The 24,203-nt window shown below is 60.8% G+C and carries 15 protein-coding genes, 2 tRNA genes, 3 rRNA genes and 1 pseudogene; 6 read left to right on the top strand and 15 right to left on the bottom strand.

The annotated features are described in order from the left end of the window. Position 1: 1 nt before the first annotated feature. Both glcE and glcD read right to left on the bottom strand, forming a co-directional pair. Positions 2 to 1,057: a glycolate oxidase subunit GlcE gene (gene glcE / locus ACY8GK_RS20855; protein ID WP_196181525.1), complete on the bottom strand. Its 1,056-nt coding sequence runs from the start codon at positions 1,055 to 1,057 to the stop codon at positions 2 to 4. Continuing rightward, a complete protein-coding gene (gene glcD, locus ACY8GK_RS20850) occupies positions 1,057 to 2,556 on the bottom strand; it encodes a glycolate oxidase subunit GlcD (protein ID WP_462401931.1) in 1,500 nt (499 codons plus the stop codon). The genes glcE and glcD overlap by 1 nt, the downstream gene beginning before the upstream one ends. Before the next feature lie 237 nt (positions 2,557 to 2,793). On the opposite strand from glcD, the gene glcC reads away from it, so the two are divergent. Next, positions 2,794 to 3,567, top strand: coding sequence for a transcriptional regulator GlcC (glcC, locus tag ACY8GK_RS20845; RefSeq protein ID WP_196181529.1), 774 nt, complete (start codon positions 2,794 to 2,796; stop codon positions 3,565 to 3,567). Positions 3,568 to 3,756: 189 nt separating this feature from the next. Here glcC and ACY8GK_RS20840 read toward each other — a convergent pair whose 3' ends face one another. From ACY8GK_RS20840 to ACY8GK_RS20805, 8 genes are all read right to left on the bottom strand, one after another. Next, positions 3,757 to 4,308, bottom strand: coding sequence for a UPF0149 family protein (locus tag ACY8GK_RS20840; RefSeq protein WP_196181531.1), 552 nt, complete (start codon positions 4,306 to 4,308; stop codon positions 3,757 to 3,759). Positions 4,309 to 4,692: 384 nt separating this feature from the next. After that, positions 4,693 to 6,336 carry an acetolactate synthase large subunit gene (locus ACY8GK_RS20835; protein ID WP_196181533.1) on the bottom strand — a complete coding sequence of 548 codons (1,644 nt, stop codon included), beginning with the start codon at positions 6,334 to 6,336 and terminating at the stop codon, positions 4,693 to 4,695. Positions 6,337 to 6,582: 246 nt separating this feature from the next. Next, positions 6,583 to 7,770: a hypothetical protein gene (locus tag ACY8GK_RS20830; RefSeq protein WP_196181535.1), complete on the bottom strand. Its 1,188-nt coding sequence runs from the start codon at positions 7,768 to 7,770 to the stop codon at positions 6,583 to 6,585. Positions 7,771 to 8,042: 272 nt separating this feature from the next. Continuing rightward, positions 8,043 to 8,158: ribosomal RNA gene (gene rrf / locus ACY8GK_RS20825) — 5S ribosomal RNA — on the bottom strand. Between the two features lie 123 nt (positions 8,159 to 8,281). Further along, positions 8,282 to 11,173, bottom strand: a 23S ribosomal RNA gene (locus ACY8GK_RS20820). Between the two features lie 227 nt (positions 11,174 to 11,400). Then, a tRNA-Ala gene (locus tag ACY8GK_RS20815) sits at positions 11,401 to 11,476 on the bottom strand. Positions 11,477 to 11,482: 6 nt separating this feature from the next. After that, a tRNA-Ile gene (locus tag ACY8GK_RS20810) sits at positions 11,483 to 11,559 on the bottom strand. Positions 11,560 to 11,638: 79 nt separating this feature from the next. Further along, positions 11,639 to 13,174, bottom strand: a 16S ribosomal RNA gene (locus tag ACY8GK_RS20805). Together the 16S, 23S and 5S rRNA genes with 2 tRNA genes alongside form the textbook arrangement of a ribosomal RNA operon. A 430-nt stretch (positions 13,175 to 13,604) precedes the next feature. Between ACY8GK_RS20805 and ACY8GK_RS20800 the strand changes: the two genes are divergently transcribed. The 3 genes from ACY8GK_RS20800 (at position 13,605) to ACY8GK_RS20790 (ending at position 17,202) form a co-directional block, all read left to right on the top strand. Further along, the gene (locus ACY8GK_RS20800; protein WP_462401930.1) at positions 13,605 to 14,510 is read left to right on the top strand and encodes a formate/nitrite transporter family protein; all 906 of its coding nucleotides are present in this window, start codon (positions 13,605 to 13,607) and stop codon (positions 14,508 to 14,510) included. Between the two features lie 344 nt (positions 14,511 to 14,854). Beyond that, positions 14,855 to 15,928: a diguanylate cyclase gene (locus ACY8GK_RS20795; RefSeq protein ID WP_196180780.1), complete on the top strand. Its 1,074-nt coding sequence runs from the start codon at positions 14,855 to 14,857 to the stop codon at positions 15,926 to 15,928. Positions 15,929 to 16,023: 95 nt separating this feature from the next. Beyond that, the gene (locus tag ACY8GK_RS20790; RefSeq protein ID WP_196180772.1) at positions 16,024 to 17,202 is read left to right on the top strand and encodes a GAF domain-containing sensor histidine kinase; all 1,179 of its coding nucleotides are present in this window, start codon (positions 16,024 to 16,026) and stop codon (positions 17,200 to 17,202) included. Between the two features lie 362 nt (positions 17,203 to 17,564). Here ACY8GK_RS20790 and ACY8GK_RS20785 read toward each other — a convergent pair whose 3' ends face one another. The 3 genes from ACY8GK_RS20785 to ACY8GK_RS20775 all read right to left on the bottom strand — a co-directional run bounded on the left by ACY8GK_RS20785 (position 17,565) and on the right by ACY8GK_RS20775 (position 18,910). After that, positions 17,565 to 17,723 carry a hypothetical protein gene (locus ACY8GK_RS20785; RefSeq protein WP_196180770.1) on the bottom strand — a complete coding sequence of 53 codons (159 nt, stop codon included), beginning with the start codon at positions 17,721 to 17,723 and terminating at the stop codon, positions 17,565 to 17,567. Between the two features lie 69 nt (positions 17,724 to 17,792). Next, on the bottom strand, positions 17,793 to 18,119 hold the full coding sequence (locus ACY8GK_RS20780) for an aspartate-semialdehyde dehydrogenase (RefSeq protein ID WP_196180768.1): 327 nt from the start codon (positions 18,117 to 18,119) through the stop codon (positions 17,793 to 17,795). Positions 18,120 to 18,217: 98 nt separating this feature from the next. Continuing rightward, a complete protein-coding gene (locus ACY8GK_RS20775) occupies positions 18,218 to 18,910 on the bottom strand; it encodes a M949_RS01915 family surface polysaccharide biosynthesis protein (RefSeq protein ID WP_196180766.1) in 693 nt (230 codons plus the stop codon). Positions 18,911 to 19,026: 116 nt separating this feature from the next. Here ACY8GK_RS20775 and rapA point away from each other — a divergent pair, with 116 nt between their 5' ends. Then, a complete protein-coding gene (gene rapA, locus ACY8GK_RS20770) occupies positions 19,027 to 21,873 on the top strand; it encodes an RNA polymerase-associated protein RapA (RefSeq protein WP_196180764.1) in 2,847 nt (948 codons plus the stop codon). A 23-nt stretch (positions 21,874 to 21,896) separates the two neighbouring features. Here rapA and ACY8GK_RS20765 read toward each other — a convergent pair. Continuing rightward, positions 21,897 to 22,049: pseudogene (locus ACY8GK_RS20765) on the bottom strand (NAD(P)-dependent oxidoreductase); the annotation flags it as partial. Positions 22,050 to 22,216: 167 nt separating this feature from the next. Then, the gene (locus tag ACY8GK_RS20760; RefSeq protein WP_196180761.1) at positions 22,217 to 22,525 is read right to left on the bottom strand and encodes a DUF2288 domain-containing protein; all 309 of its coding nucleotides are present in this window, start codon (positions 22,523 to 22,525) and stop codon (positions 22,217 to 22,219) included. Positions 22,526 to 22,882: 357 nt separating this feature from the next. Here ACY8GK_RS20760 and ACY8GK_RS20755 point away from each other — a divergent pair, with 357 nt between their 5' ends. Beyond that, entirely contained in the window at positions 22,883 to 24,001 is a 1,119-nt protein-coding gene (locus tag ACY8GK_RS20755) for a branched-chain amino acid ABC transporter substrate-binding protein (protein WP_462401929.1), read from the top strand. Positions 24,002 to 24,203 lie beyond the last annotated feature (202 nt).

Below are 24,203 nucleotides of genomic sequence, written 5' to 3'. Positions count from 1 at the left end.
GTCAGAGCTCCGCGTACATTCGGCCAGGGTTGAAGATGGCCTGGGGATCCAGGCTGGTCTTTAGCTGCTGGTGCAGGCGCAGCAGGCCTGGCGACAGCGGCTGGAAAATCGCTTCGCCACCTGCATGGCAGACTGCATGGCCGCCCAGACGATGCGCCTCGGCCTGGACCTGCGCCGCCGTGGCGTCGGTCTTGAGCCAAAGCTGGGCGCCGCCCCAGTCGAGCAGGTGCTCGCCAGGCAAGCGTGGCGCCGTGCTGGCAGGCGGCAGCGACAGTCGCCAGAGCGGCCGCGGGTCGCTGAAGAAGGCCAGGCGCTGCTCGCGCAAATCCTCCCAGAAACCTGCCTCGGCGACCTCGCCACCCAGGCGCTCGCGAGCGGCGGCGACCGAACCCTCGCCACCTTCCAGGCGCAGGTGCAGCGCCTGTCCGTCATGGCAGGCAGCGCTGATCGGCAAAGGCTGGCAGCCCCACTCGGCCAGCCGACGGCGCGCCTGTTCGAGGTCGAGCGAAAGGCGCAAGGTCGAGCTGGCGCGTGGCTTGGGCAGGACCTTAAGGGATACTTCGGTGATCAGCCCCAGGCACCCGAAGCTGCCGGCCATCAGCCTGGACAGGTCATAGCCGGCGACGTTCTTCATGACCTCCGCGCCAAAGCGTAGGTGCTTGCCCAGCCCGGTGATCACCCGTGTGCCCAGGACGAAGTCGCGCACCGATCCCGACCAGGGGCGGCGCGGACCCGACAGGCCCGCGGCGACCATCCCGCCTACGGTGGCATGCGGGCCAAGATGCGGTGGCTCGCAGGGCAGCCACTGGTCATGCCGTGCCAAGGCCTCTTCCAGCTCCTGCAACGGCGTGCCGGCCCGGACAGTGACGATCAGCTCGGTCGGGTCGTAGTTGACGATGCCACGGTGGATCCGCGTGTCGAGCGGCGTACCGCGCACCGGACGCCCGAGATGGGCCTTGGATCGTCCACCTTGGATATGCAGTGCGGTCTTCGAAGCGAGGGCATCCCGGACCTGCTCCAGCAGCCGGGTGCTTGCATCGGTTGTCGGCTCGACCATCAGAATCGCTCCAGCTCGGGGAAGGGAAGCTGCCCCCGGTGCACATGCATGCCGCCGAATTCGGCGCAGCGGTGCAAGGTGGGGATGTTCTTGCCAGGGTTCATCAAGCCGGAGGGGTCGAAGGCGGCCTTGATCCGGTGGAAGGTGGTGATTTCGTCCGCGCTGAACTGGCTGCACATCTGGTTGATCTTCTCGCGTCCGACGCCGTGCTCCCCGGTGATACTGCCGCCAACCGCGACGCACAACTCGAGGATCTTCCCGCCAAGCAGCTCGGCCCGTTCCAGCTCGCCAGGCTGGTTGGCATCGAACAGGATCAGCGGATGCATGTTGCCGTCGCCAGCATGGAACACGTTGGCGACCCGCAGACCGTACTGCGAGGAGAGGTCGGCGATGCCCTTCAGGACACCTGGCAAGGCTCGGCGCGGGATGGTGCCATCCATGCAGTAGTAGTCGGGCGAGATGCGCCCCACCGCCGGGAAAGCATTCTTGCGCCCTGCCCAGAATCGCACGCGTTCTGCCTCGTCGCGTGCCAGCCGGACGTCGGTGGCGCCTGCCGCCTCGAGGATCTGGCGGACCCGCGCGCAATCGTCATGCACATCGGCCTCGACGCCATCCAGCTCGCAGAGCAGGATGGCTTCGGCTTCGGTCGGGTAGCCGGCATGGATGAAGTCCTCGGCTGCGCGAATGGCCAGGTTGTCCATCATTTCCAGGCCGCCGGGAATGATGCCGGCGGCGATGATGTCAGCCACCGCCCTGCCCGCTTTCTCGACCGAGTCGAACGCGGCCAGCAGGACCTTGGCCACCTGGGGTTTGGGCAACAGCTTGACGGTTACCTCGGTCACCACTCCGAGCATGCCTTCGGAGCCCGTGAACAGCGCCAGCAGGTCGAAGCCCGGACAATCCAGGCTGTCTGCGCCCAAGGTGAGACGCTCTCCCTCGACGGTGAGGATCTCGACCTTCAGCAGGTTGTGGACGGTGAGACCATACTTTAGGCAATGCACCCCGCCGGCATTTTCCGCGACGTTGCCGCCGATCGAGCAGGCGATCTGCGACGAAGGATCAGGCGCGTAGTACAGGCCCAGCGGACTGGCGGCTTGGGAAATCGCCAGGTTGCGCACGCCCGGCTGGACCCGGGCATAACGGGCCTCGGCGTCGATTTCGAGGATCTGGTTGAAACGCGCCATCACCAGCAGGACGCCCTGTTCAAGCGGCAACGCGCCACCGGAAAGCCCGGTTCCGCTGCCGCGGGTGACGACCGGGACTTGCAAGGCGTGACAGATCTTGAGGATCTGTTCGACCTGCTCGATACGCTCTGGCAGCAATACCAGCAAGGGGGTGGAGCGATAGGCCGACAGTCCGTCGCATTCGTAGGGCCTGAGGTCTTCGCTGTCGCTGAGGACATCGAGCTCTGGCAGGCAAGCCCGCAACCTTTCCAGCAACAGTGCCTTGTCGACTTTCGGCAGGGCACCGTCAACGCGCTCTTCGTAGAGAATGTTCATGGTTCGGCTCGTGGCTGTTGTTGGTCTTGTCCTGGTGATGCCAGGCATGAACGGCACCATCATTGGCCGCCACGCGCGCGCCGTCCACTGCCATGCGCAGTGGTCAGACCAGTACTTGCCAGCAGCTAGCGCCGCGCTGTCGTCTTGAGCGCCCAGGACAGAGCGCTTGCTTGCCTGGCACTGGACAACGACGGGCCATCCGGTGCAGGCTGGTCTGACCAGTTAGGAGAACCATGAATGGCACTGCCTCAAGCCTCTGAAAAACGCCAGTTGGCCGATGTGGTCGCGCAAAAGATCGAGCAACTGGTGGTCGAAGGCGTGCTCAAGCCGGGCCAGGCCCTGCCTTCCGAACGGCGCCTGTGCGAAAAGCTGGGCATTTCCCGACCCGCCTTGCGCGAGGGGCTGCGGGTGCTGCGCGGCAAGGGGCTGATCAGTACCAGCCATGGCCGCGGCTCGCATGTGGCCAGGCTCGACAGCGAACTGGAAACCCGGCCGCTGATGCACTTGTTCAGCTCCCAGCCGCGGACGTTGTACGATCTGCTGGAGGTGCGCGCGCTGCTCGAGGGGGAATCGGCGCGCCTTGCCGCCCTGCGCGGTACCGAGGCGGATTTCGTGCTGATCGGCAAGCGCTACCAGGAGATGATCGCCGCCCATGAATCGCCCGAAGGGTGCGATGCGCAGGAACACGCGCGCCTCGACCATGCCTTCCACCTGGCCATCTGCGACGCCTCGCACAACCCGGTGCTGGTGCATACCTTGCAGTTTCTCACCGACCTGATGCTCAGCTCGGTATTCGCCTCGGTCAACAATCTCTATCACCGCCCCAGCAGCCTCAAGCAGCTCGATCGCCAGCATGCCAAGCTCTATCACTCCGTACTCGAGCGCCTGCCCGATGTCGCACAGCGCGCTGCTCGGGACCACATCAACGGTATCCGCGAGAACCTGCGCGAGATCGAACTCGAGGAGCAACGGCTGGTGCGCTCGACGCTGCGCCTCAATGGCTGGCAATGAGCAGGAGTGTGCTGGCCGATATTGCTTCGCAGTGCTTGCAGGGTGCTAGGGCCAAGCTTGTAGGGACACCTGTCGTGCCGTGCCAGGTCTTGGCGGCGTCAGGCTTCGCAAGACGGTACCGAAGGGCATGTCCGTGGCCGGCTTGACTGCTCAAGACCTGGTCGCCCCCCCGTCGGTGAGCAGTTCCGGTCAATGCCGCAGGTGCTGGTAGCGATACAAAGCTCTTGCCGCCTCCACGACCTGCGGTACGCAGGCTTGCAGCTCGTCGACAGTCATCGCGTCGAGCAGTTCGAAGTTATCCTCCAGGCCATGCAGTGAGATGCTCTTGAGCTGTTGCTGCTGCTCGGCGGGCAGATCTTCCCAGCCGGCCACTTGCGTAGCGCGCATGTAACCGAAGCACCATTCCTCGAGCACGATCGCGGGCCCTTGCTCCCCGTCACCCTCCTCGAATAGCGGCTGGAATGCTTCGAGGTTGTCGCTGAGCTCGCCAGCCACCTGCTCGTAATAGCGCAGCATCAGCGCGGTGTACGCCTCGGCATGGGCCGGCGTCTTGAACTTTGGCACCTTGCCGCCACTGACCGCAGGCAACCACCGTTCGGCCAGGACCGTTTTGGGGGAGCTGGCAAGGGCCGTGAAAAAGCCATTGAGCTCTGCCAGGTTGATGACCGAGAAATCGTTGCCGTAGGTAATCAGCAGGTCTTCGAGGCGATCGAGTTCTTTTTCGCTGAGCGAAGCAAGCATGGGCGTGGGTATCCTGATGGAAATGTAATCCACCCTAACACATGGGGTCGCAGGCGAGGTGTTTCGTGGGGTCGGGCCCCACATGCTGGCTATGGTCTGCCTGCACGCTCGCCGAGCGGTGAGCAGGCAAGGCGAAAACAGGCAAGCAAGCGCAGTTCACCGGTGGTAGATGTGCATTGCCAGCCAGTTGCGCCCAACCTGATCGCCGCGCAGACATTGTTCGTACGAAGCTAACAGGGCAGATACCAGGTCAGCGAGGAGGTCATGCCATTGGCCAGCAGCAACCAGAGCAGGAGCCTGCTGATGCAGCAAGATCGAAGGGGAAGAGTCTCGCTCGTACTGTCTCACTCGCCAGCTACCGGCAAGTGAGACAGCCTCGGACACTTACACGGCCAGCGCGCGCTCACGCAGTTCGCTGTTGAGGATGCGGTCGTTCTCGCTGTAGTCGACCGGGCAGTCGATCACATGCACGCCCGGCGTCTTCACGCAGTGCTCGAGCAGCGGCAGCAGGCCCTCGGCGTTCTCCACGCGGTGGCCGGTGGCGCCATAGGCTTCGGCATACTTGACGAAGTCCGGGTTGCCGTAGTCCAGGCCGAAGTCGGTGAAGCCCATGTTGGCCTGCTTCCAGCGGATCATGCCGTAGCCATCATCGCGCAGGATCACCACGGTGATGTGCATGCCCAGACGCACCGCGGTTTCCAGCTCCTGGCTGTTCATCATGAAGCCACCATCGCCACATACCGAGATCACCGGGCGCTCCGGATAGACCAGGTGCGCGGCCATGGCCGACGGCAGGCCGGCGCCCATGGTCGCCAGGGCGTTGTCCAGCAGCACGGTGTTGGGCTTGTGCGCCTTGTAGTTGCGGGCGAACCAGATCTTGTAGATGCCGTTGTCCAGGGCGACGATGCCTTCGGATGGCAACACCCGGCGGATGTCGGCGACCAGGCGCTGTGGATAGACCGGGAAGCGGTCATCGTCGGCGCCTTCGGCGATCTGCGCTTCGTTGGCTTCGCGGATGGCCAGCAGGCGGGTGAAATCCCAGTGGCTGGTGTCGTCGAGCGCCTCGCCGATCTGCCAGACGGCGTTGGCGATGTCGCCAATCACCTCGACCTGCGGGAAGTACACGGCATCGACCTCGGCGGAACGGAAGTTGATGTGGATCACCTCGGTGCCGCCACGGACCATGAAGAACGGTGGCTTCTCGATCACGTCGTGGCCGATGTTGACGATCAGGTCGGCGGCCTCGACGGCGCGGTGGACGAAGTCACCGGAGGACAGCGCGGCGTTGCCGAGGAAGCGCGGATGGCGCTCGTCGACCACGCCCTTGCCCATCTGGGTGGTGATGAACGGGATGCCGGTCTTGTCGATCAGTTGCTTGAGGACCTTGGCGGTCATCTTGCGGTTGGCGCCTGCGCCGATCACCAGGATCGGGTTGCGCGCGTTCTGCAGTTTCTGCACGGCGGCCTCGATGGCCTTGTGCTCGGCCAGCGGGCGACGGTGCAGGCTTGGCGGGATCGGCAGGCTGTCGGTCTGCTCCGCGGCGATGTCCTCGGGCAGCTCCAGGTGCACGGCGCCAGGCTTTTCTTCCTCGGCCAGGCGGAAGGCTTCGCGCATGCGGGCCGGGATGTTGTCGGCCGAGGCGAACTGGTGGGTGTACTTGGTGATGGGGTCCATCATGCCGCACACGTCGATGATCTGGAAGCGGCCCTGCTTGGACTTCTTGATCGGCTTTTGCCCTGTGATCATCATCATCGGCATGCCGCCCAGGTAGGCGTAGGCGCTGGCGGTGACCAGGTTGGTGGCGCCAGGGCCGAGGGTCGACAGGCTGACGCCGGTCTTGCCGGTCAGGCGGCCGTAGGTGGCGGCCATGAAGCCGGCGGACTGTTCGTGGCGGGTCAGCACCAGCTTGATCTTGGACTTGCGCAGGGACTCGAGCAGGTCGAGGTTTTCCTCGCCGGGAATGCCGAACACAAACTCGACACCTTCGTTTTCCAGGCATTGCACAACGACATCGGCGGCCTTGGCCATCTTGCTTGCTACCTCAAGTGATATTGCGGTGATGAATCCAGGAGTTTCAGCGCGGTGCGCTGACGTCGGTCTGTCCGCTGGCCAACAGCAAGCCACGAACAAAAGTCTTGACGCAGGCAAGGCCGGGCGGAGTCACGAATAAACACCACTTCATTGTCGCATCCGTGCAATCACTACCTGTCAATACTCCTGGAAACCCGCAATCCTAGGCTTCGTCCGGGCTGGCGAGGCGCATCAGGCCAGGCGCTAACCACCTAGCATGCCTATCAATGGGACCAGCACCAAGGTACCGATGGCCATGGCCAATACGCACCCGACATGCACATGCATGTACTCCGGCAAGCGAAGGTTGAGGGATATGGCCAATGGAGGCAGCACCGCAGCGCCTAGCAACGCACTGGACAGGATGATGCTCCAACTCCCACCATAAATAAGGAGCGCAGCCGGCACTACCGAGACGATTGGCAGGTAAGTGGGATACCAGCCCAGCTCGATCCACTGACGACGCCAGAGCAATACGCCGAACAACGAGGCGAGCGCCTGACCGATTATGATTTCTGGCACCAGGCCCGAGCCATAGGCCGGACTCGCGGGAGACAGCAGGTAAGCCAGCACGACGCCTAGCAATAGCCCGAGGCTGGCCAGCTCGTTGCCGAAGAATGTGACTTCGCTGAAGTCGGCCAGCACTCGTCTGATGGTCCAGACAAGGCCATGAGCGCATGGTTGGACGGACAGCCGGGACGGGCATGCAGGCTGCCAGAATCGGGCCGTTCGTACCAGACCAGGGTATCGCTCGCACAAGGCTAGAGCGAGGGCACAAGCCCCGGCGACGCCCAGCATGTTGCCGGTTACACCGGGCAGGTTCAAAGGCACACACACGTAGTTGAACAGAAACAGGCTCGAAGGCGTCACTAGCAATGCTCCAAGCATTGCCCCCGTGAGTAGTACACGCCAGCCTCCACCGTACAGCATCACCATCATCGCAGGGACAGAGATGAAGGATACATAGGTGGGCTGCCAATTTCCTTCTTGCAATGTCCACCCCCAGAGAAGATGACTGGTCATCAAGCTCAATAGTGAACTGCCGATCAGCCAAGGCCACAGCCCGGTACCATGACAAATCGCGAACCCTTGCAAAGGATGGTCGCGAAGATGCGCCCGATGAGCGAGCCAGGCTCCCGCCAGCAAGCCAAGGCCGGGCAACTCGTGCTTGTAGAAGGTGGCCTCGCTGAGATCACCGAGTATCCAGCGCAGGCGTCCGAGCGGATCGTTGATATGCATTAGCAAATCCGCATAGTCTGGCCATACGCCCAGCCATTGCTGAGCTCTTCCGCTGATGAATTCGATGGTGAGCACGCAGAGCAGGGAAACAGCCAGGCAAAGGGCAAGATGGGAAAAGATACTGTAACGAAGCGGTTCGAGAGACTTGTCCATCTGATCGGCTTTCCTGATTGGAAGGCCACCAGTAAGCGGTCAGGCGCCTTGTCTCAACAATCAGATGCGTCCGAGCGCTGCGAGGGAAACGTCCATTTTCAAAAAAGTTTTGGCTGATGGCAAGCTGCAAGCTGACCGGGCCGCTAGCCCAGGCGTTCGAAGCCTTCCAGGCCAGCGCCGGATGCCCCGAGGCCACGCCCGGCCTGCCGCCTGAACCCCAGAAAGGACAAAACCCCTGGCTGCGGTCGCAGTCAGGGGTTTTGCGGAATGAATCTTGGCGATGACCTACTCTCACATGGGGAAACCCCACACTACCATCGGCGATGCATCGTTTCACTGCTGAGTTCGGGATGGGATCAGGTGGTGCCAATGCTCTATGGTCGCCAAGAAAAACGGTGCCGATCCGTCCAGGGGACGTGTCGGCCAACTCGGATGTGTGATGCAAGGTGCGAATTTTCGGTGCTGCGTCTTCACTCACCGCAACCTGCGCTGCAGATTGCTTGGGTGTTATATGGTCAAGCCTCACGGGCCATTAGTATCGGTTAGCTCAACGCCTCACAGCGCTTACACACCCGACCTATCAACGTCGTAGTCTTCGACGGCCCTTCAGGGAGCTCGAGGCTCCAGTGAGATCTCATCTTGAGGCAAGTTTCCCGCTTAGATGCTTTCAGCGGTTATCTCTTCCGAACATAGCTACCCGGCAATGCCACTGGCGTGACAACCGGAACACCAGAGGTTCGTCCACTCCGGTCCTCTCGTACTAGGAGCAGCCCCTCTCAAATCTCAAACGTCCACGGCAGATAGGGACCGAACTGTCTCACGACGTTCTAAACCCAGCTCGCGTACCACTTTAAATGGCGAACAGCCATACCCTTGGGACCGGCTTCAGCCCCAGGATGTGATGAGCCGACATCGAGGTGCCAAACACCGCCGTCGATATGAACTCTTGGGCGGTATCAGCCTGTTATCCCCGGAGTACCTTTTATCCGTTGAGCGATGGCCCTTCCATACAGAACCACCGGATCACTAAGACCTACTTTCGTACCTGCTCGACGTGTGGGTCTCGCAGTCAAGCGCGCTTTTGCCTTTATACTCTGCGACCGATTTCCGACCGGTCTGAGCGCACCTTCGTACTCCTCCGTTACTCTTTGGGAGGAGACCGCCCCAGTCAAACTACCCACCATACACTGTCCTCGATCCGGATGACGGACCTGAGTTAGAACCTCAAAGTTGCCAGGGTGGTATTTCAAGGATGGCTCCACGCAGACTGGCGTCCACGCTTCATAGCCTCCCACCTATCCTACACAAGCAAGTTCAAAGTCCAGTGCAAAGCTATAGTAAAGGTTCACGGGGTCTTTCCGTCTAGCCGCGGATACACTGCATCTTCACAGCGATTTCAATTTCACTGAGTCTCGGGTGGAGACAGCGCCGCCATCGTTACGCCATTCGTGCAGGTCGGAACTTACCCGACAAGGAATTTCGCTACCTTAGGACCGTTATAGTTACGGCCGCCGTTTACCGGGGCTTCGATCAAGAGCTTCGCTTGCGCTAACCCCATCAATTAACCTTCCGGCACCGGGCAGGCGTCACACCCTATACGTCCACTTTCGTGTTTGCAGAGTGCTGTGTTTTTAATAAACAGTCGCAGCGGCCTGGTATCTTCGACCGGCATGGGCTTACGGAGCAAGTCCTTGACCCTCGCCGGCGCACCTTCTCCCGAAGTTACGGTGCCATTTTGCCTAGTTCCTTCACCCGAGTTCTCTCAAGCGCCTTGGTATTCTCTACCTAACCACCTGTGTCGGTTTGGGGTACGGTTCCCGATTATCTGAAGCTTAGGAGCTTTTCCTGGAAGCCTGGCATCAACCACTTCGTCGCCTAGTGGCAACTCGTCATCAGCTCTCGGCCTAGGGATCCCGGATTTGCCTAAGATCCCAGCCTACCACCTTAAACTTGGACAACCAACGCCAAGCTGGCCTAGCCTTCTCCGTCCCTCCATCGCAATAACCGGAAGTACAGGAATATTAACCTGTTTTCCATCGACTACGCTCTTCAGCCTCGCCTTAGGGACCGACTAACCCTGCGTCGATTAACGTTGCGCAGGAAACCTTGGTCTTTCGGCGTGCGAGTTTTTCACTCGCATTGTCGTTACTCATGTCAGCATTCGCACTTCTGATACCTCCAGCCAGCCTCTCGACTGACCTTCACAGGCTTACAGAACGCTCCTCTACCGCGTCACCTGGTGGTGACACCCGTAGCTTCGGTGCATGGTTTGAGCCCCGTTACATCTTCCGCGCAGGCCGACTCGACTAGTGAGCTATTACGCTTTCTTTAAAGGATGGCTGCTTCTAAGCCAACCTCCTAGCTGTCTAAGCCTTCCCACATCGTTTCCCACTTAACCATGACTTTGGGACCTTAGCTGACGGTCTGGGTTGTTTCCCTTTTCACGACGGACGTTAGCACCCGCCGTGTGTCTCCCATGCTCGGCACTTGCTGGTATTCGGAGTTTGCATCGGTTTGGTAAGTCGGGATGACCCCCTAGCCGAAACAGTGCTCTACCCCCAGCAGTGATACATGAGGCGCTACCTAAATAGCTTTCGAGGAGAACCAGCTATCTCCGAGCTTGATTAGCCTTTCACTCCGATCCACAGGTCATCCGCTAACTTTTCAACGGTAGTCGGTTCGGTCCTCCAGTCAGTGTTACCTAACCTTCAACCTGCCCATGGATAGATCGCCCGGTTTCGGGTCTATACCCAGCGACTTGACGCCCTATTAAGACTCGCTTTCGCTACGCCTCCCCTATACGGTTAAGCTTGCCACTGAATATAAGTCGCTGACCCATTATACAAAAGGTACGCAGTCACAGCACGAAGCTGCTCCCACTGCTTGTACGCATACGGTTTCAGGTTCTATTTCACTCCCCTCTCCGGGGTTCTTTTCGCCTTTCCCTCACGGTACTGGTTCACTATCGGTCAGTCAGTAGTATTTAGCCTTGGAGGATGGTCCCCCCATGTTCAGACAAAGTTTCTCGTGCTCCGTCCTACTCGATTTCACCGGCAAGAGATTTTCGTGTACGGGGCTATCACCCACTATGGCCGCACTTTCCAGAGCGTTCCACTAATCTCAAACCGGCTTAAGGGCTGGTCCCCGTTCGCTCGCCACTACTAAGGGAATCTCGGTTGATTTCTATTCCTCAGGGTACTTAGATGTTTCAGTTCCCCTGGTTCGCCTCTTGCACCTATGTATTCAGTGCAAGATAACCAGCTTGTGCTGGCTGGGTTCCCCCATTCAGAGATCTCTGGATCACAGTCTGTTTGCCGACTCCCCAAAGCTTATCGCAGGCTACCACGTCTTTCATCGCCTCTGACTGCCAAGGCATCCACCGTATGCGCTTCTTCACTTGACCATATAACCCCAAGCAATCTGGTTATACTGTGAAGACGACATTCGCCGAAAATTCGCATGGCTCGCATGAGCCACTTACAAATTTTACCTTAGCCTGATCACCCCCAGTGAAAGGGATCATCAGTCTATATCTATCACACATCCGAATTTTTAAAGAACGATCTGACAAAAGCCAGACATCAATCTTCACGAGGAAGACTCATGTCTAGGTTCTGACGACAGGCAAGGTGGTGGAGCCAAGCGGGATCGAACCGCTGACCTCCTGCGTGCAAGGCAGGCGCTCTCCCAGCTGAGCTATGGCCCCAGAAACTGGTAGGTCTGGGCAGATTTGAACTGCCGACCTCACCCTTATCAGGGGTGCGCTCTAACCAACTGAGCTACAGACCTATATGCAGGGTCTTGATCGTCTTCTACAAGGAATCAAGCAATTCGTGTGGGGGCTCATCAGCTGGCTGATGTCGTCGATTAAGGAGGTGATCCAGCCGCAGGTTCCCCTACGGCTACCTTGTTACGACTTCACCCCAGTCATGAATCACACCGTGGTAACCGTCCTCCCGAAGGTTAGACTAGCTACTTCTGGTGCAACCCACTCCCATGGTGTGACGGGCGGTGTGTACAAGGCCCGGGAACGTATTCACCGCGACGTTCTGATTCGCGATTACTAGCGATTCCGACTTCACGCAGTCGAGTTGCAGACTGCGATCCGGACTACGATCGGTTTTGTGAGATTGGCTCCACCTCGCGGCTTGGCAACCCTCTGTACCGACCATTGTAGCACGTGTGTAGCCCAGGCCGTAAGGGCCATGATGACTTGACGTCATCCCCACCTTCCTCCGGTTTGTCACCGGCAGTCTCCTTAGAGTGCCCACCCGAGGTGCTGGTAACTAAGGACAAGGGTTGCGCTCGTTACGGGACTTAACCCAACATCTCACGACACGAGCTGACGACAGCCATGCAGCACCTGTGTCAGAGTTCCCGAAGGCACCGCTCCATCTCTGGGGCGTTCTCTGCATGTCAAGGCCTGGTAAGGTTCTTCGCGTTGCTTCGAATTAAACCACATGCTCCACCGCTTGTGCGGGCCCCCGTCAATTCATTTGAGTTTTAACCTTGCGGCCGTACTCCCCAGGCGGTCAACTTAATGCGTTAGCTGCGCCACTAAGATCTCAAGGATCCCAACGGCTAGTTGACATCGTTTACGGCGTGGACTACCAGGGTATCTAATCCTGTTTGCTCCCCACGCTTTCGCACCTCAGTGTCAGTATCAGTCCAGGTGGTCGCCTTCGCCACTGGTGTTCCTTCCTATATCTACGCATTTCACCGCTACACAGGAAATTCCACCACCCTCTACCGTACTCTAGCCGACCAGTTTTGGATGCAGTTCCCAGGTTGAGCCCGGGGCTTTCACATCCAACTTGATCAACCACCTACGCGCGCTTTACGCCCAGTAATTCCGATTAACGCTTGCACCCTCTGTATTACCGCGGCTGCTGGCACAGAGTTAGCCGGTGCTTATTCTGCCGGTAACGTCAAAACTGCAGGATATTAGCCTACAGCCCTTCCTCCCGGCTTAAAGTGCTTTACAATCCGAAGACCTTCTTCACACACGCGGCATGGCTGGATCAGGCTTTCGCCCATTGTCCAATATTCCCCACTGCTGCCTCCCGTAGGAGTCTGGACCGTGTCTCAGTTCCAGTGTGACTGATCATCCTCTCAGACCAGTTACGGATCGTCGCCTTGGTGAGCCGTTACCTCACCAACCAGCTAATCCGACCTAGGCTCATCTGATAGCGCAAGGCCCGAAGGTCCCCTGCTTTCTCCCGTAGGACGTATGCGGTATTAGCGTTCCTTTCGAAACGTTGTCCCCCACTACCAGGCAGATTCCTAGGCATTACTCACCCGTCCGCCGCTGAATCCGGGAGCAAGCTCCCGTCATCCGCTCGACTTGCATGTGTTAGGCCTGCCGCCAGCGTTCAATCTGAGCCATGATCAAACTCTTCAGTTCAATACTGCTTGGGTTTTTAAGAAACCCTAAACTTGGCTCAGCAATCTCAAATGACTACTATGATTGCTCATGTGTCACTTGTGATGCTGATAATCTTGGTGACTATCAGTCCAAACTCACAAGCACCCACACGAATTGCTTGATTCGATTTGTTAAAGAGCGTTTGGCCAAGAGCGTTTCGTCTCAACCGAGGCCGCGCATTCTACGCTGTCCTCATCGTCTGTCAAGCGTTTATTTCGAAGTATTTGCCGAGAATCTCGTTCAACTTCAACCACTTGACTCGCTGCGACTGCATCGCTGCGGGAGGCAAATAATACGTCATTGGAAATCCGTGTCAACAGGCACCAGCAAAAATATTTCACCGCACGCCTCAGGCAACTATTCGACTTCCCTTCGGATCTGTAAAGAAACCATTCTAGAGCGAGCGGCCATGAGCGAAACCCAAACCGAGAAAACCCCCGGCCTGTCTGCCGACGAAGAACAGGAAATCGATCAGAACCAGCCTCCTCGCGCAGCCGTGCTGCATGAAATCATCCGTGCCCAGGGTGATCAGGAACTCGAACGCACCCTGGCCGCACTCTGGTGGTCGGCTTTGGCAGCCGGCCTGACCATGGGCCTGTCGATGATGGCAATGGGATTGTTCTATGCCCGCCTGCCGCAAGGCGAAAGCGCGCAGGTCATTGCCAGCCTCGGCTACAGCGCCGGCTTCCTCGCGGTGATCCTGGCGCGCCAGCAGCTGTTCACGGAAAACACCTTGACCGCCGTCCTGCCACTGATGACCACACCGACCCTGGCCAACCTCGGGCGCCTGCTCAGGCTCTGGCTAGTGGTCCTGGCCGGCAACATGGCCGGTACATTGCTAGTCGCCTGGGTCATGCTGGAACTGCCGATCTTCGACGCCAAGACCGACGCTGCCTTTCTCGAGGTAGGCCACAAGGTCATGGAGAACGATATCGCCCAGATGTTCGCCAAGGGCATCGTTTCAGGCTGGATGATCGCGACGATGGTCTGGATGATCCCCTCCATGGAGAATGCGAAGATCTGGATCATCGTGCTGGTCACCTACTTGATGGCGCTTGGCGACTTCACCCATATCGTCGTCGGTTCCGTCGAAGCCTCTTACCTGGTCTGGGCCGGCGAGCAGAGCTGGGCCGACTTCTGGCTCCAGTTCGCCCTGCCTACCCTGGCGGGCAACATCGTCGGCGGCAGCTTCATCTTTGCCTTGATCAGCCACGCCCAGGTGCGCAGCGATAGCGGGCGCTCGCCTTCGCGCCTGCTTGAGGACGGCAAAGCCGACAGGCAAGCGCGCACCGAGGACGAGCATCGGTCCGGATAGCGCCTGGCACACCGGTCGAGCGATGAGGGCCATGGAGCGGGCTCTTTCGCACGATACGAATCACTTTCCGGCACCGTGACAGCCTCGCCCGACGACGTTGCGCCTGGCAGAGTCGTGTCGCCGAACACAGCGCGACCCATTCAGGGCGACCGTGGCGCGCCAAGCCGCCGGAACGCACGTCCAGGCATACCGGACAGTACATGGCCAATCGCCAGGAACGACAAAGGTGCTCGAATCACGGTGAATTGGCCTGCAAAGCCATTCTTTGGCCATCGACAATTGCTGACAATGCCCGCGCGATCCATACGGCAATACGGCACCCCTTCCTGGACCTCCCCCTCATGATGGACAACACCACCGGCAAAGGTCTTTCCTTTGCCAAGCGCATCTACCTGCCACGCATCATAGGCAAAGGTTTCGGACTGATCGTTGTCGCGGCCGCCATCACGCCCATGGCGCTGCCTACCTGGACATGGATGCTGTTGCTGTTCAATGGGCTGGTCTGGCCCCATGTCGCCTATCAATGGTCCCGACGCTCGAGTACGCCATACCAGGCAGAACGGTGCAACCTGCTCATCGACTCGTTGATGGCCGGTTTCTGGACAGCCACGATGCACTTCAATCCCTTGCCAAGCCTTACCGTCCTGTCCATGGTGACCATGAACAACGTGGCAGCCGGTGGCAAGCCCCTGCTGCTGCAGGGAGTGCTGGCCCAGGCAAGCGGCGCGCTACTGGCCATGGCGGTACTGGGAGCAGGCCTGCAACTGGACGTCACCTCGCTCCAGGTATATGCCTGCTTGCCCATGCTCAGCCTTTATCCGCTAGCGCTCGGCTGGGTCTGCTACGACCTGGCGATCAAGCTTTCCGAGCACAAGCGCAGGCTGGATACCCTGAGCCGCACCGACAGCCTTACCGGTCTGCTCAACCACGGTGCCTGGCAGGATCACCTGCAGTTGCGGTTCGCGGCTTGCCGGCAACGCCAGGAATCGGCCGTGATCGCCCTGATCGACATCGATCATTTCAAGACCATCAATGATACCTACGGCCACGGGACCGGCGATATGGTGCTGCGCCAGCTCAGCCAGGAACTCAAGCGCAGCGTGCGCGAAGGTGACAAGGCCGGGCGCTACGGTGGCGATGAATTCTGCGTGATCCTTCGCCAGGCCAGCGAGGCGCAAGCCTACCTGGTCATGGAACGACTACGTGAACGTGTCGCCAGCTACCGCGACCCTCGGCTGCCGGAACTGCGCATTCGCCTGAGCATCGGCCTGTCTGGCTACGATCCTGACCTGAGCGGACCGGAAACCTGGCTGGAAAATGCAGACAAAGCCTTGTATGTCGCCAAGCGCCAAGGCCGTGACCAAGTGAACCTCTCCCAGACGCCAGCCGTCCCGCTACGCCTCGTGCACTCCGACTAGGCGCGACCGAATGTCACAACGCCACCGACCCCTCGGGCTGGCGCTAGACTTGCGGGATGTCTTGCCATTCTCAGCCGCGAGGAACCAGGCTCCGTATGGGTAGCACCATCAGTTCCGATCTGGCCATCATTGCCCGCATCAAAGCCGTGCCGGCCATTCTCCAGGTGATCTGCGAGACTGCGGGCCTGCGTTTCGCGGCAATCGCGCGGGTCACGGAGCACAGCTGGACCGCTTGCGCCACGCTCGACACGCTGGGCTTCGGGCTGCAGGCCGGCGACGAGCTGGATGTGGCCACCACCTTGTGCCATGACATTCGCGCAACGCGCCAGACCATCGTCATCGACAAGGCCAGCGAGGACGAACGGTATTGCCAGCACCCGGCGCCTCGCCATTATCGCTTCGAAAGCTATATTTCCGTGCCAGTGCTGCGGGTCGATGGCAGCTTCTTCGGCACCTTGTGCGCGCTCGATCCGAAACCAGCCGCGCTGCGCGGCAGTGCCATCGAGCCCATGATGGAAGCCTTCGCCCGCCTGCTGTCGATCCAGATCGACAGCGAACAACGTGCCCAGCAGACTGAACTGGCCTTGCGCGAGGAGCGCGCCATGGCCGAGGTGCGCGAACAATTCATCGCCGTGCTTGGCCACGACCTGCGCAATCCCTTGTTCGCCATCACCGCCGGAGCCGAGTTGCTCGCCCAACGGCTGGATGACGAAAGAAGCCTGTCGATCGCACGACATATACAGACCTGCGGCAAGCGTGCCTCGCAGTTGGTGCGCGATGTGCTGGATTTCGCGCGCGGCCGCCTGGGCGGCGGCATATCGCTCGACATCCAGCCTTGCCCAGATCTGGAAGCGGCGCTGCGTCACGTGGCTTCGGAACTGCAAGGCGTTCATCCGCAGCGGGAAGTCCGTCTGCAACTGGAAAGCCTGGTCGGCATTCGCTGTGACCGGGAACGCGTCACCCAGCTCCTTTCCAACCTGATCGCCAATGCCCTGGTGCATGGCGCACCCGACATGCCAGTGACGGTACATGCCTGGGTCAGCGCCGGCGCGTTCTTGCTCGAGGTGCACAATCATGGCGAGGCGATCCCGCCGCAGATCATGGCGCACCTGTTCGAGCCGTTTTCCAGGCCGCGTGACGATCGTCCACGGCAGGGCCTTGGCCTGGGGCTTTATATCGCCAACCAGATCGCCCTGGCCCACGGCGGTCGCATGGAGGTGCTGTCCAGCAGCAAGGACGGCACCCGCTTCACCTTCACCTTGCCCTTGGCATAGGGGCCATGACTGACCCTGGTGGTGGCCCTGGCGTCCGCTCATGTCCATGCAAGCCATCACCGGCGCAAAAAAATGGGCGACCGAAGTCGCCCCAAATGCCTTGCGTGCTCCTTGAATGCGAAAGGACCGGCGACTTGCGCGCTCTTGCCCTTCCAGCTGAACTATTCGTCAATGGCGAGCTGACCTGCCGTGGCAGGCATCGTGCCTGCGATCGATGCCTGCCCAGAGGGCCGGTGTCTTGCAGATCCGTCGCGACTCGATGGATGCACGTTAACCAATCGGGCCGACAGCCAGATTGATCGAGATCAATGGCATGGGGTGCCGGCAAGCGGAGGCCGGACGGACTTGATCTGCATCAACCTTCAACGCTTCCTGGGCTTGCCCTTGGGCTTTTTCTTCGACTTGCCCAGCGGCATCGCCTGCTCGAAGGCCTGGCGCATTTCGTCCAGGCGCTTGTCGTTGAGATCATGGATACGTCTGGCGCGCTCGGCACCGAAATCGATGAGATTGTCCTGGCTCATGGCAGACTCGAAGGTTGGTCGCGGATGAACACATGATGAAGCGCGGCGACGAAACTGGCCAGCGTGTGCTCAGACCTCGATATCGATCAGCAGTCCTTGTCGCGTTCGCTCACCGATCAGCGGCTCGACCGGAACGGTGTTGTCCGCATTCAGCGTCTCGCCTGGCACGGCACTGTAGCGCTCTGCCTGATCCTGTTGCCGCTGGTGCCGGCGGCGCTGTTCTTCGCGCAGCAAGAGCGCGTGTTCGGCCGGGTCGCGCTGGTTACGCAGGTCGATCGTGGCGCCGCCCGAGGAAGACTGTATCGGCGCCACCGGGGCGACGCTGGGCGTCGGCCTCGGCTGGTCCAGCTGCGAGGTCACCGGGGCGGCGCTTAGTGGAATGACGGGCGGCAGCATGAACGATCTCCTGTGACCACGACGCTGGCGCGGTTGCTCCGGCTCCGTGAAGCGGTTCCGGGCGATGCGGCGCGCCCGGGCATGCAATATGGACCGCCTCATCCGGCGTCCGTTTCGTCCTGCTCCTCGCCAGCCGTTGCGGTTTCGCTCCAGGGGCGCTTGTAGACCGCCTGCCAGACCTCGTCGAGATGCTTGCGCAACGCTGCGGGGGCATTCTTGAGCGAGGCGCTGTCGTCGCGCTCGCCACCGATCGGCGCCTCGCCTGCCGGAACGATCAGCGACTGGCCGGTAATGGTGTAGCTGGCCTGGCGCTGACGCAGCTCTATGGCGATGTCATGCGGCTCGATACCGCCTCCGCAGAAGGCATGGCTGGCCACCGTCACTTCCGCCACGCCATCGTTGTCGACATCGCCTACGTCACTGACGTCGCTATAGAAGTCGACATCCAGATCCAGGCCCGGGCAAGTGGTTTCCTGCTCGATCTGCCAGCGGGAGGTGAAGCTGGTCGTGTCGCGACGCTCGTAAAGCGTAGCCCGCAGGGTCACCTTGTCCACCTCCTGCTCCGTCTCGGCATCGGTGGCCTGACCGTCGACCCGGCTGAGCACCAGCAAGCCCTCGCCGTCGAGATCGCGGTAATGCACGCTCTTGATGGGCGCCTGCACGCCGAGCACCTCCAGCTGCTCCACCGGAATCGGCGGCAGGACTTCGAAGCGCTTGTGTTCACAACCTGCCAGCAGCGCCAGGCTGCCGAGGGCCAGGAGGATGTTCAACCTGAGATGCTGGACAGGCATGGCCAATCGGAACCCTCTGCTACAAGGCGGTATTCGTCGATGAAATGGCTAGACGCTTTGGTCTGCACTACCTATCCGTTAAGATAGTCGGCTTTTCATCGCGGGAGTCAGGCAGTATGGCGCAGCAGTATCAACCGGGGCAACGCTGGATCAGCGACAGCGAAGCCGAGCTTGGCCTCGGCACCATCCTGGCACAGGACGGCCGCTTGCTGACGGTGCTGTACCCGGCGACAGGCGACACCCGCCAGTATTCACTGCGCAATGCGCCCCTGACCCGCGTGCGTTTTTCGCCAGGCGACCAGATCACCCACTTCGAAGGCTGGAAACTTACCGTCCGCGAAGTCGAGGATCATGACGGCCTGCTGGTCTATCACGGACTCGACCAGCAGAGCCAGCCACGCACGCTGCCGGAAACCCAGCTCTCCAACTTCATCCAGTTCCGCCTGGCCAGCGATCGCCTGTTCGCCGGCCAGATCGACCCGCTGCCCTGGTTTTCGCTGCGCTACAACACCCTCGAGCACACCAGCCGACAAATGCAGTCCCCGCTCTGGGGCCTGGGTGGATGCCGGGCGCAGCCCATCGCCCACCAGTTGCACATCGCCCGTGAAGTCGCCGACCGCATTGCGCCACGGGTGCTGCTGGCCGATGAGGTAGGCTTGGGCAAGACCATCGAGGCGGGCCTTGTGATCCATCGCCAGCTGCTGTCGGGACGCGCCAATCGGGTGCTGATCCTGGTGCCGGAGAACCTGCAGCACCAGTGGTTGGTGGAAATGCGTCGGCGCTTCAATCTCCAGGTTGCGCTGTTCGATGCCGAGCGCTTCGTTCAGAGCGATGCCAGCAATCCGTTCGAGGACGCCCAACTGGCACTGGTGGCCCTGGAATGGCTGACCGAGGACGAAAAGGCACAGGATGCGCTGTTCGCGGCGGGCTGGGACCTGCTGGTGGTCGACGAGGCGCATCATCTGGTCTGGCACGAAGAGCGCGTCAGCCCGCAATACGCACTGGTCGAGCAACTGGCCGAAGTCATCCCCGGCGTGCTACTGCTCACCGCGACGCCCGAACAGCTCGGCCAGGACAGCCACTTCGCCCGCCTGCGCCTGCTCGACCCCAACCGCTTCCACGACCTGGCCGCGTTTCGTGCCGAGAGCGAGCATTATCGGCCAGTGGCCGAGGCGGTCCAGGAACTGCTCGATGAAGGTCGGCTTTCGGCCAAGGCCCACGCCACCATCCAGGGTTTCCTGGGCGCCGAAGGCGAAGCCTTGCTGGGCGCCGTGAGCGACGGCGACAGCCAGGCCAGTGCCCGCCTGATTCGCGAGTTGCTCGATCGTCATGGCACCGGTCGCGTCTTGTTCCGCAATACGCGCGCGGCGATCCAGGGCTTCCCGGAACGCGAACTGCATGCCTACCCCTTGCCCAACCCTGCGCAATACACTGACCTGCCGGCCGGAGAACACGCCGAGCTGTATCCCGAGGTGGCCTTCCAGGCTGTCGGCGAAACGGCCGAGGACGATCGCTGGTGGCGCTTCGACCCGCGGGTCGACTGGCTCGTCGAGACCTTGAAGATGCTCAAGCGCACCAAGGTCCTGGTGATCTGCGCCCATGCCGAAACCGCCATGGACCTGGAAGACGCCCTGCGGGTACGCTCGGGCATTCCGGCGACGGTCTTCCACGAGGGCATGAGCATCCTCGAGCGAGACCGCGCCGCCGCCTATTTCGCCGACGAGGAATTCGGCGCCCAGGTCCTGATCTGTTCGGAGATCGGCAGCGAAGGCCGCAACTTCCAGTTCTCCCATCATCTGGTGATGTTCGATCTGCCGGCGCATCCCGACCTGCTGGAGCAGCGCATTGGCCGTCTCGACCGCATCGGCCAGAAACATACCATCCAACTGCATGTGCCATACCTGCAGGACAGTCCCCAGGAGCGCCTGTTCCAGTGGTATCACCTGGCACTGAACGCCTTCCTGGCGACCTGCCCTACCGGCAACGCCCTTCAGCACCGTTTCGGCCCGCGCTTGCTGGCGCTGCTCGAAGGCACCGATGGCGATGGCTGGGAGGCACTGGTGGACGAGGCGCGCGCCGAGCGCGAACGGCTCGAAGCTGAACTGCACAACGGCCGTGACCGCCTGCTCGAGCTGAACTCCGGCGGTGCCGGCGAGGGCCAGGCGCTGGTCGAGGCGATTCTCGAACAGGATGACCAGTTCACCCTGCCGATCTACATGGAAACCTTGTTCGACGCCTTTGGCATCGACAGTGAGGACCACTCCGAGAATGCCTTGATCCTCAAGCCCAGCGAGAAGATGCTCGATGCCAGCTTCCCGCTCGGTGACGAAGAAGGCGTGACCATCACCTACGATCGAACCCAGGCGCTGTCTCGCGAAGACATGCAGTTCCTCACCTGGGAACATCCCATGGTGCAAGGTGGCATGGACCTGGTGCTCTCGGGATCGATGGGCAATACCGCCGTGGCGCTGATCAAGAACAAGGCGCTCAAGCCGGGGACCGTGCTGCTCGAGCTGCTGTACGTCAGCGAGGTGGTAGCGCCACGCAGCCTGCAACTTGGACGCTACTTGCCGCCAGCCGCGCTGCGCTGCCTGCTCGACGCCAATGGCAACGACCTGGCGCCGCGGGTGGCGTTCGAGACGCTCAACGAGCAGCTCGAAAGCGTGCCCAGGGCCAGCGCCAACAAATTCATCCAAGCCCAGCGCGAGGTGCTCTCCAAGCGCATCGCCAACGGCGAAACCAAGATCCTGCCTCGGCACGAGGAGCGCGTGGCCCAGGCCCAGCGCCGCCTGGCCGCCGAGGCCGACGAAGAGCTGGCACGGCTGAGCGCACTCAAGGCGGTCAACCCGAGCGTGCGCGACAGCGAGCTCGAGGCATTGCGCAAGCAGCGCGAAGCCGGGCTGGCGATGCTCGACAAGGCCGCCTTGCGTCTGGAAGCCATCAGAGTACTGGTCGCGGGCTGATCGAAGCCGGGCGGTAAACCGAGCCGGCTGCCAGCCATCCTTGGCGCCAGGATCCACTGCGGCTTCGAATCGGCGAAGCCGCCGGCCAGTGCTCGCGAGATCGATGGCGCGTCCAATCCGGCACGCTCGACCAGGGCCACGACTTCGGCGGTGTCCAGTGCGTTGCAGGCTGCGAGTGTCGGCGCAACATGGCAGTGACGCCATGCGCGACGGCAAAGAGCATGAAAAAACTGTTACTGTGCCTTGGCGAACGAGTCCAAGTGTTACCTGGCGCCACCTCTGATGCCGGACTACAGCACCATCTCGGTGCACCAGTGCCAACCAGGCGCACCATGGAAGCCCATTACGCTGCGTTTGTTCGGACCTGCATGAGGACGAACGGGGACACCACCACGGCCCAGATTCGTGGATCTCGCTGCTGTAACTCCAAGGCCTGCTCGGCGGCGAGCGGGACCACAGTGCCAGCATTACGCCACTTGAGCACCGCCTCGCTGCGGTTTTCCGCCATGGCGGCAGCCACTTCGATGAGATCGAGCGAAGGGTCGACCCAAATCAGGTCACCCTTGGCCCAGAAACGCTCCAAGGCTTTCCACTCGATGGTTGCGGTTTCGCCAAGCAGCTTGGCATAGAGGGTGCTTGTTCGATCGGTCATGGGTACCTGTCAAAAATCGCGGGCAATCAATCAAGCCGGTATTTTCGCAGAAAAACCCGGTTTCAAATAAGCAAATGATCGTTCAGGCCCGTGTTCATGGGATCAGGCCGCGTCCTGCCAGTTGCCAACGGCGTGTTTCTGTACTTTTGTGTCGAGCACGCGACACCCTTGCGAGGAGCTTCGAGTTGCCGGCTTTTCAAGCGCTCGACCCGCGCTCTACACTGTACCGGTACAGTTCCGGGACACGTTCCGGGGAAGGCGGGCTTGCGCGACGGCATGGCCATGACGCGAATCCCGCCCGGTCTGTAGCCCTGGCCGCCAGGACTATAAGAATTACAACAGAATGAGTGGAGCACCATGATCAAGATTTCCAAGCTGTTCGCTGCAATGGTACTGGCCGGTGTCGCTGGCCATTCGGTCGCCGCCGACACCATCAAGATCGGCATCGCTGGGCCCAAGACAGGCCCGGTCACCCAGTACGGCGACATGCAGTTCATCGGCGCGACACAGGCCATCAAGGACATCAACGCCAAGGGCGGCGTCGACGGCAAGATGCTCGAAGCCAAGGAATACGACGACGCGTGCGACCCCAAGCAAGCCGTGGCAGTGGCCAACAAGGTGGTCAATGATGGCGTCAAGTTCGTAATCGGTCACCTGTGCTCCAGCTCCACCCAGCCTGCGTCCGATATCTATGAAGATGAAGGCGTGATCATGATCACCCCGGCCGCCACCAGCCCGGAAATCACCTCGCGTGGCTACAAGCTGGTGTTCCGCACCATCGGCCTGGACAGTGCCCAGGGCCCGGCTGCCGGCAACTACATCGCCGACCACGTCAAGCCCAAGGTGGTCGCTGTCCTGCACGATAAGCAGCAGTACGGTGAAGGCATCGCCACGGCCGTCAAGCAGACCCTCGAAAAAAAGCACATCAAGGTCGCGGTCTTCGAGGGCCTCAATGCGGGTGACAAGGACTTTTCCTCGATCATCCAGAAACTCAAGCAGAACAACGTCGACTTCGTCTACTACGGCGGCTACCACCCCGAACTGGGCCTGATCCTGCGTCAGGCCAAGGAAAAGGGACTGAACGCGAAGTTCATGGGTCCGGAAGGCGTGGGCAACGACTCGATCTCGCAGATCGCCCAGAATGCATCCGAAGGCCTGCTGGTCACCTTGCCGAAATCCTTCGATGCCGAGCCGGCGAACAAGGCCATCGTCGACGCCATCAAGGCCGATGGCAAGGACCCGAGCGGTCCGTTCGTGTTCCCTTCCTATTCCGCAGTGCAGGTGATCGCCGATGCCATCAAGGCTGCCGGCAACAGCGACGATGCCGAGAAGGTCGCCGCGCAAATCCACAAGGGTATCTTCAAGACCCCGACCGGCGACCTGTCGTTCGATGAGAAAGGCGACCTCAAGGACTTCAAGTTCGTGGTCTACGAATGGCACTTCGGCAAGCCCAAGACCGAAGTCTCTCCTCAGTAACTGCGTGACTAAATGACCGAGAAGCCCACTGTGCGAGCAGTGGGCTTTGTTTTACGAGGTTCATGGGCCTGATTCCCGCGATCCGGGAGCCCGCCCACCTGAAAATCTTAAAACCGTCACCCGCGGTTCCTGGCCGTGCCCGCTGTTGGTCCATCACCATCGGCGATGCCGGGTACACCACCCGCCAGCGAATGCCATCAGG

Source organism: Pseudomonas sp. Marseille-QA0332, assembly GCF_054950175.1.
The sequence above is the reverse complement of the archived record's forward strand: the minus strand, read 5'-3'. Positions and strand labels throughout refer to the sequence as shown.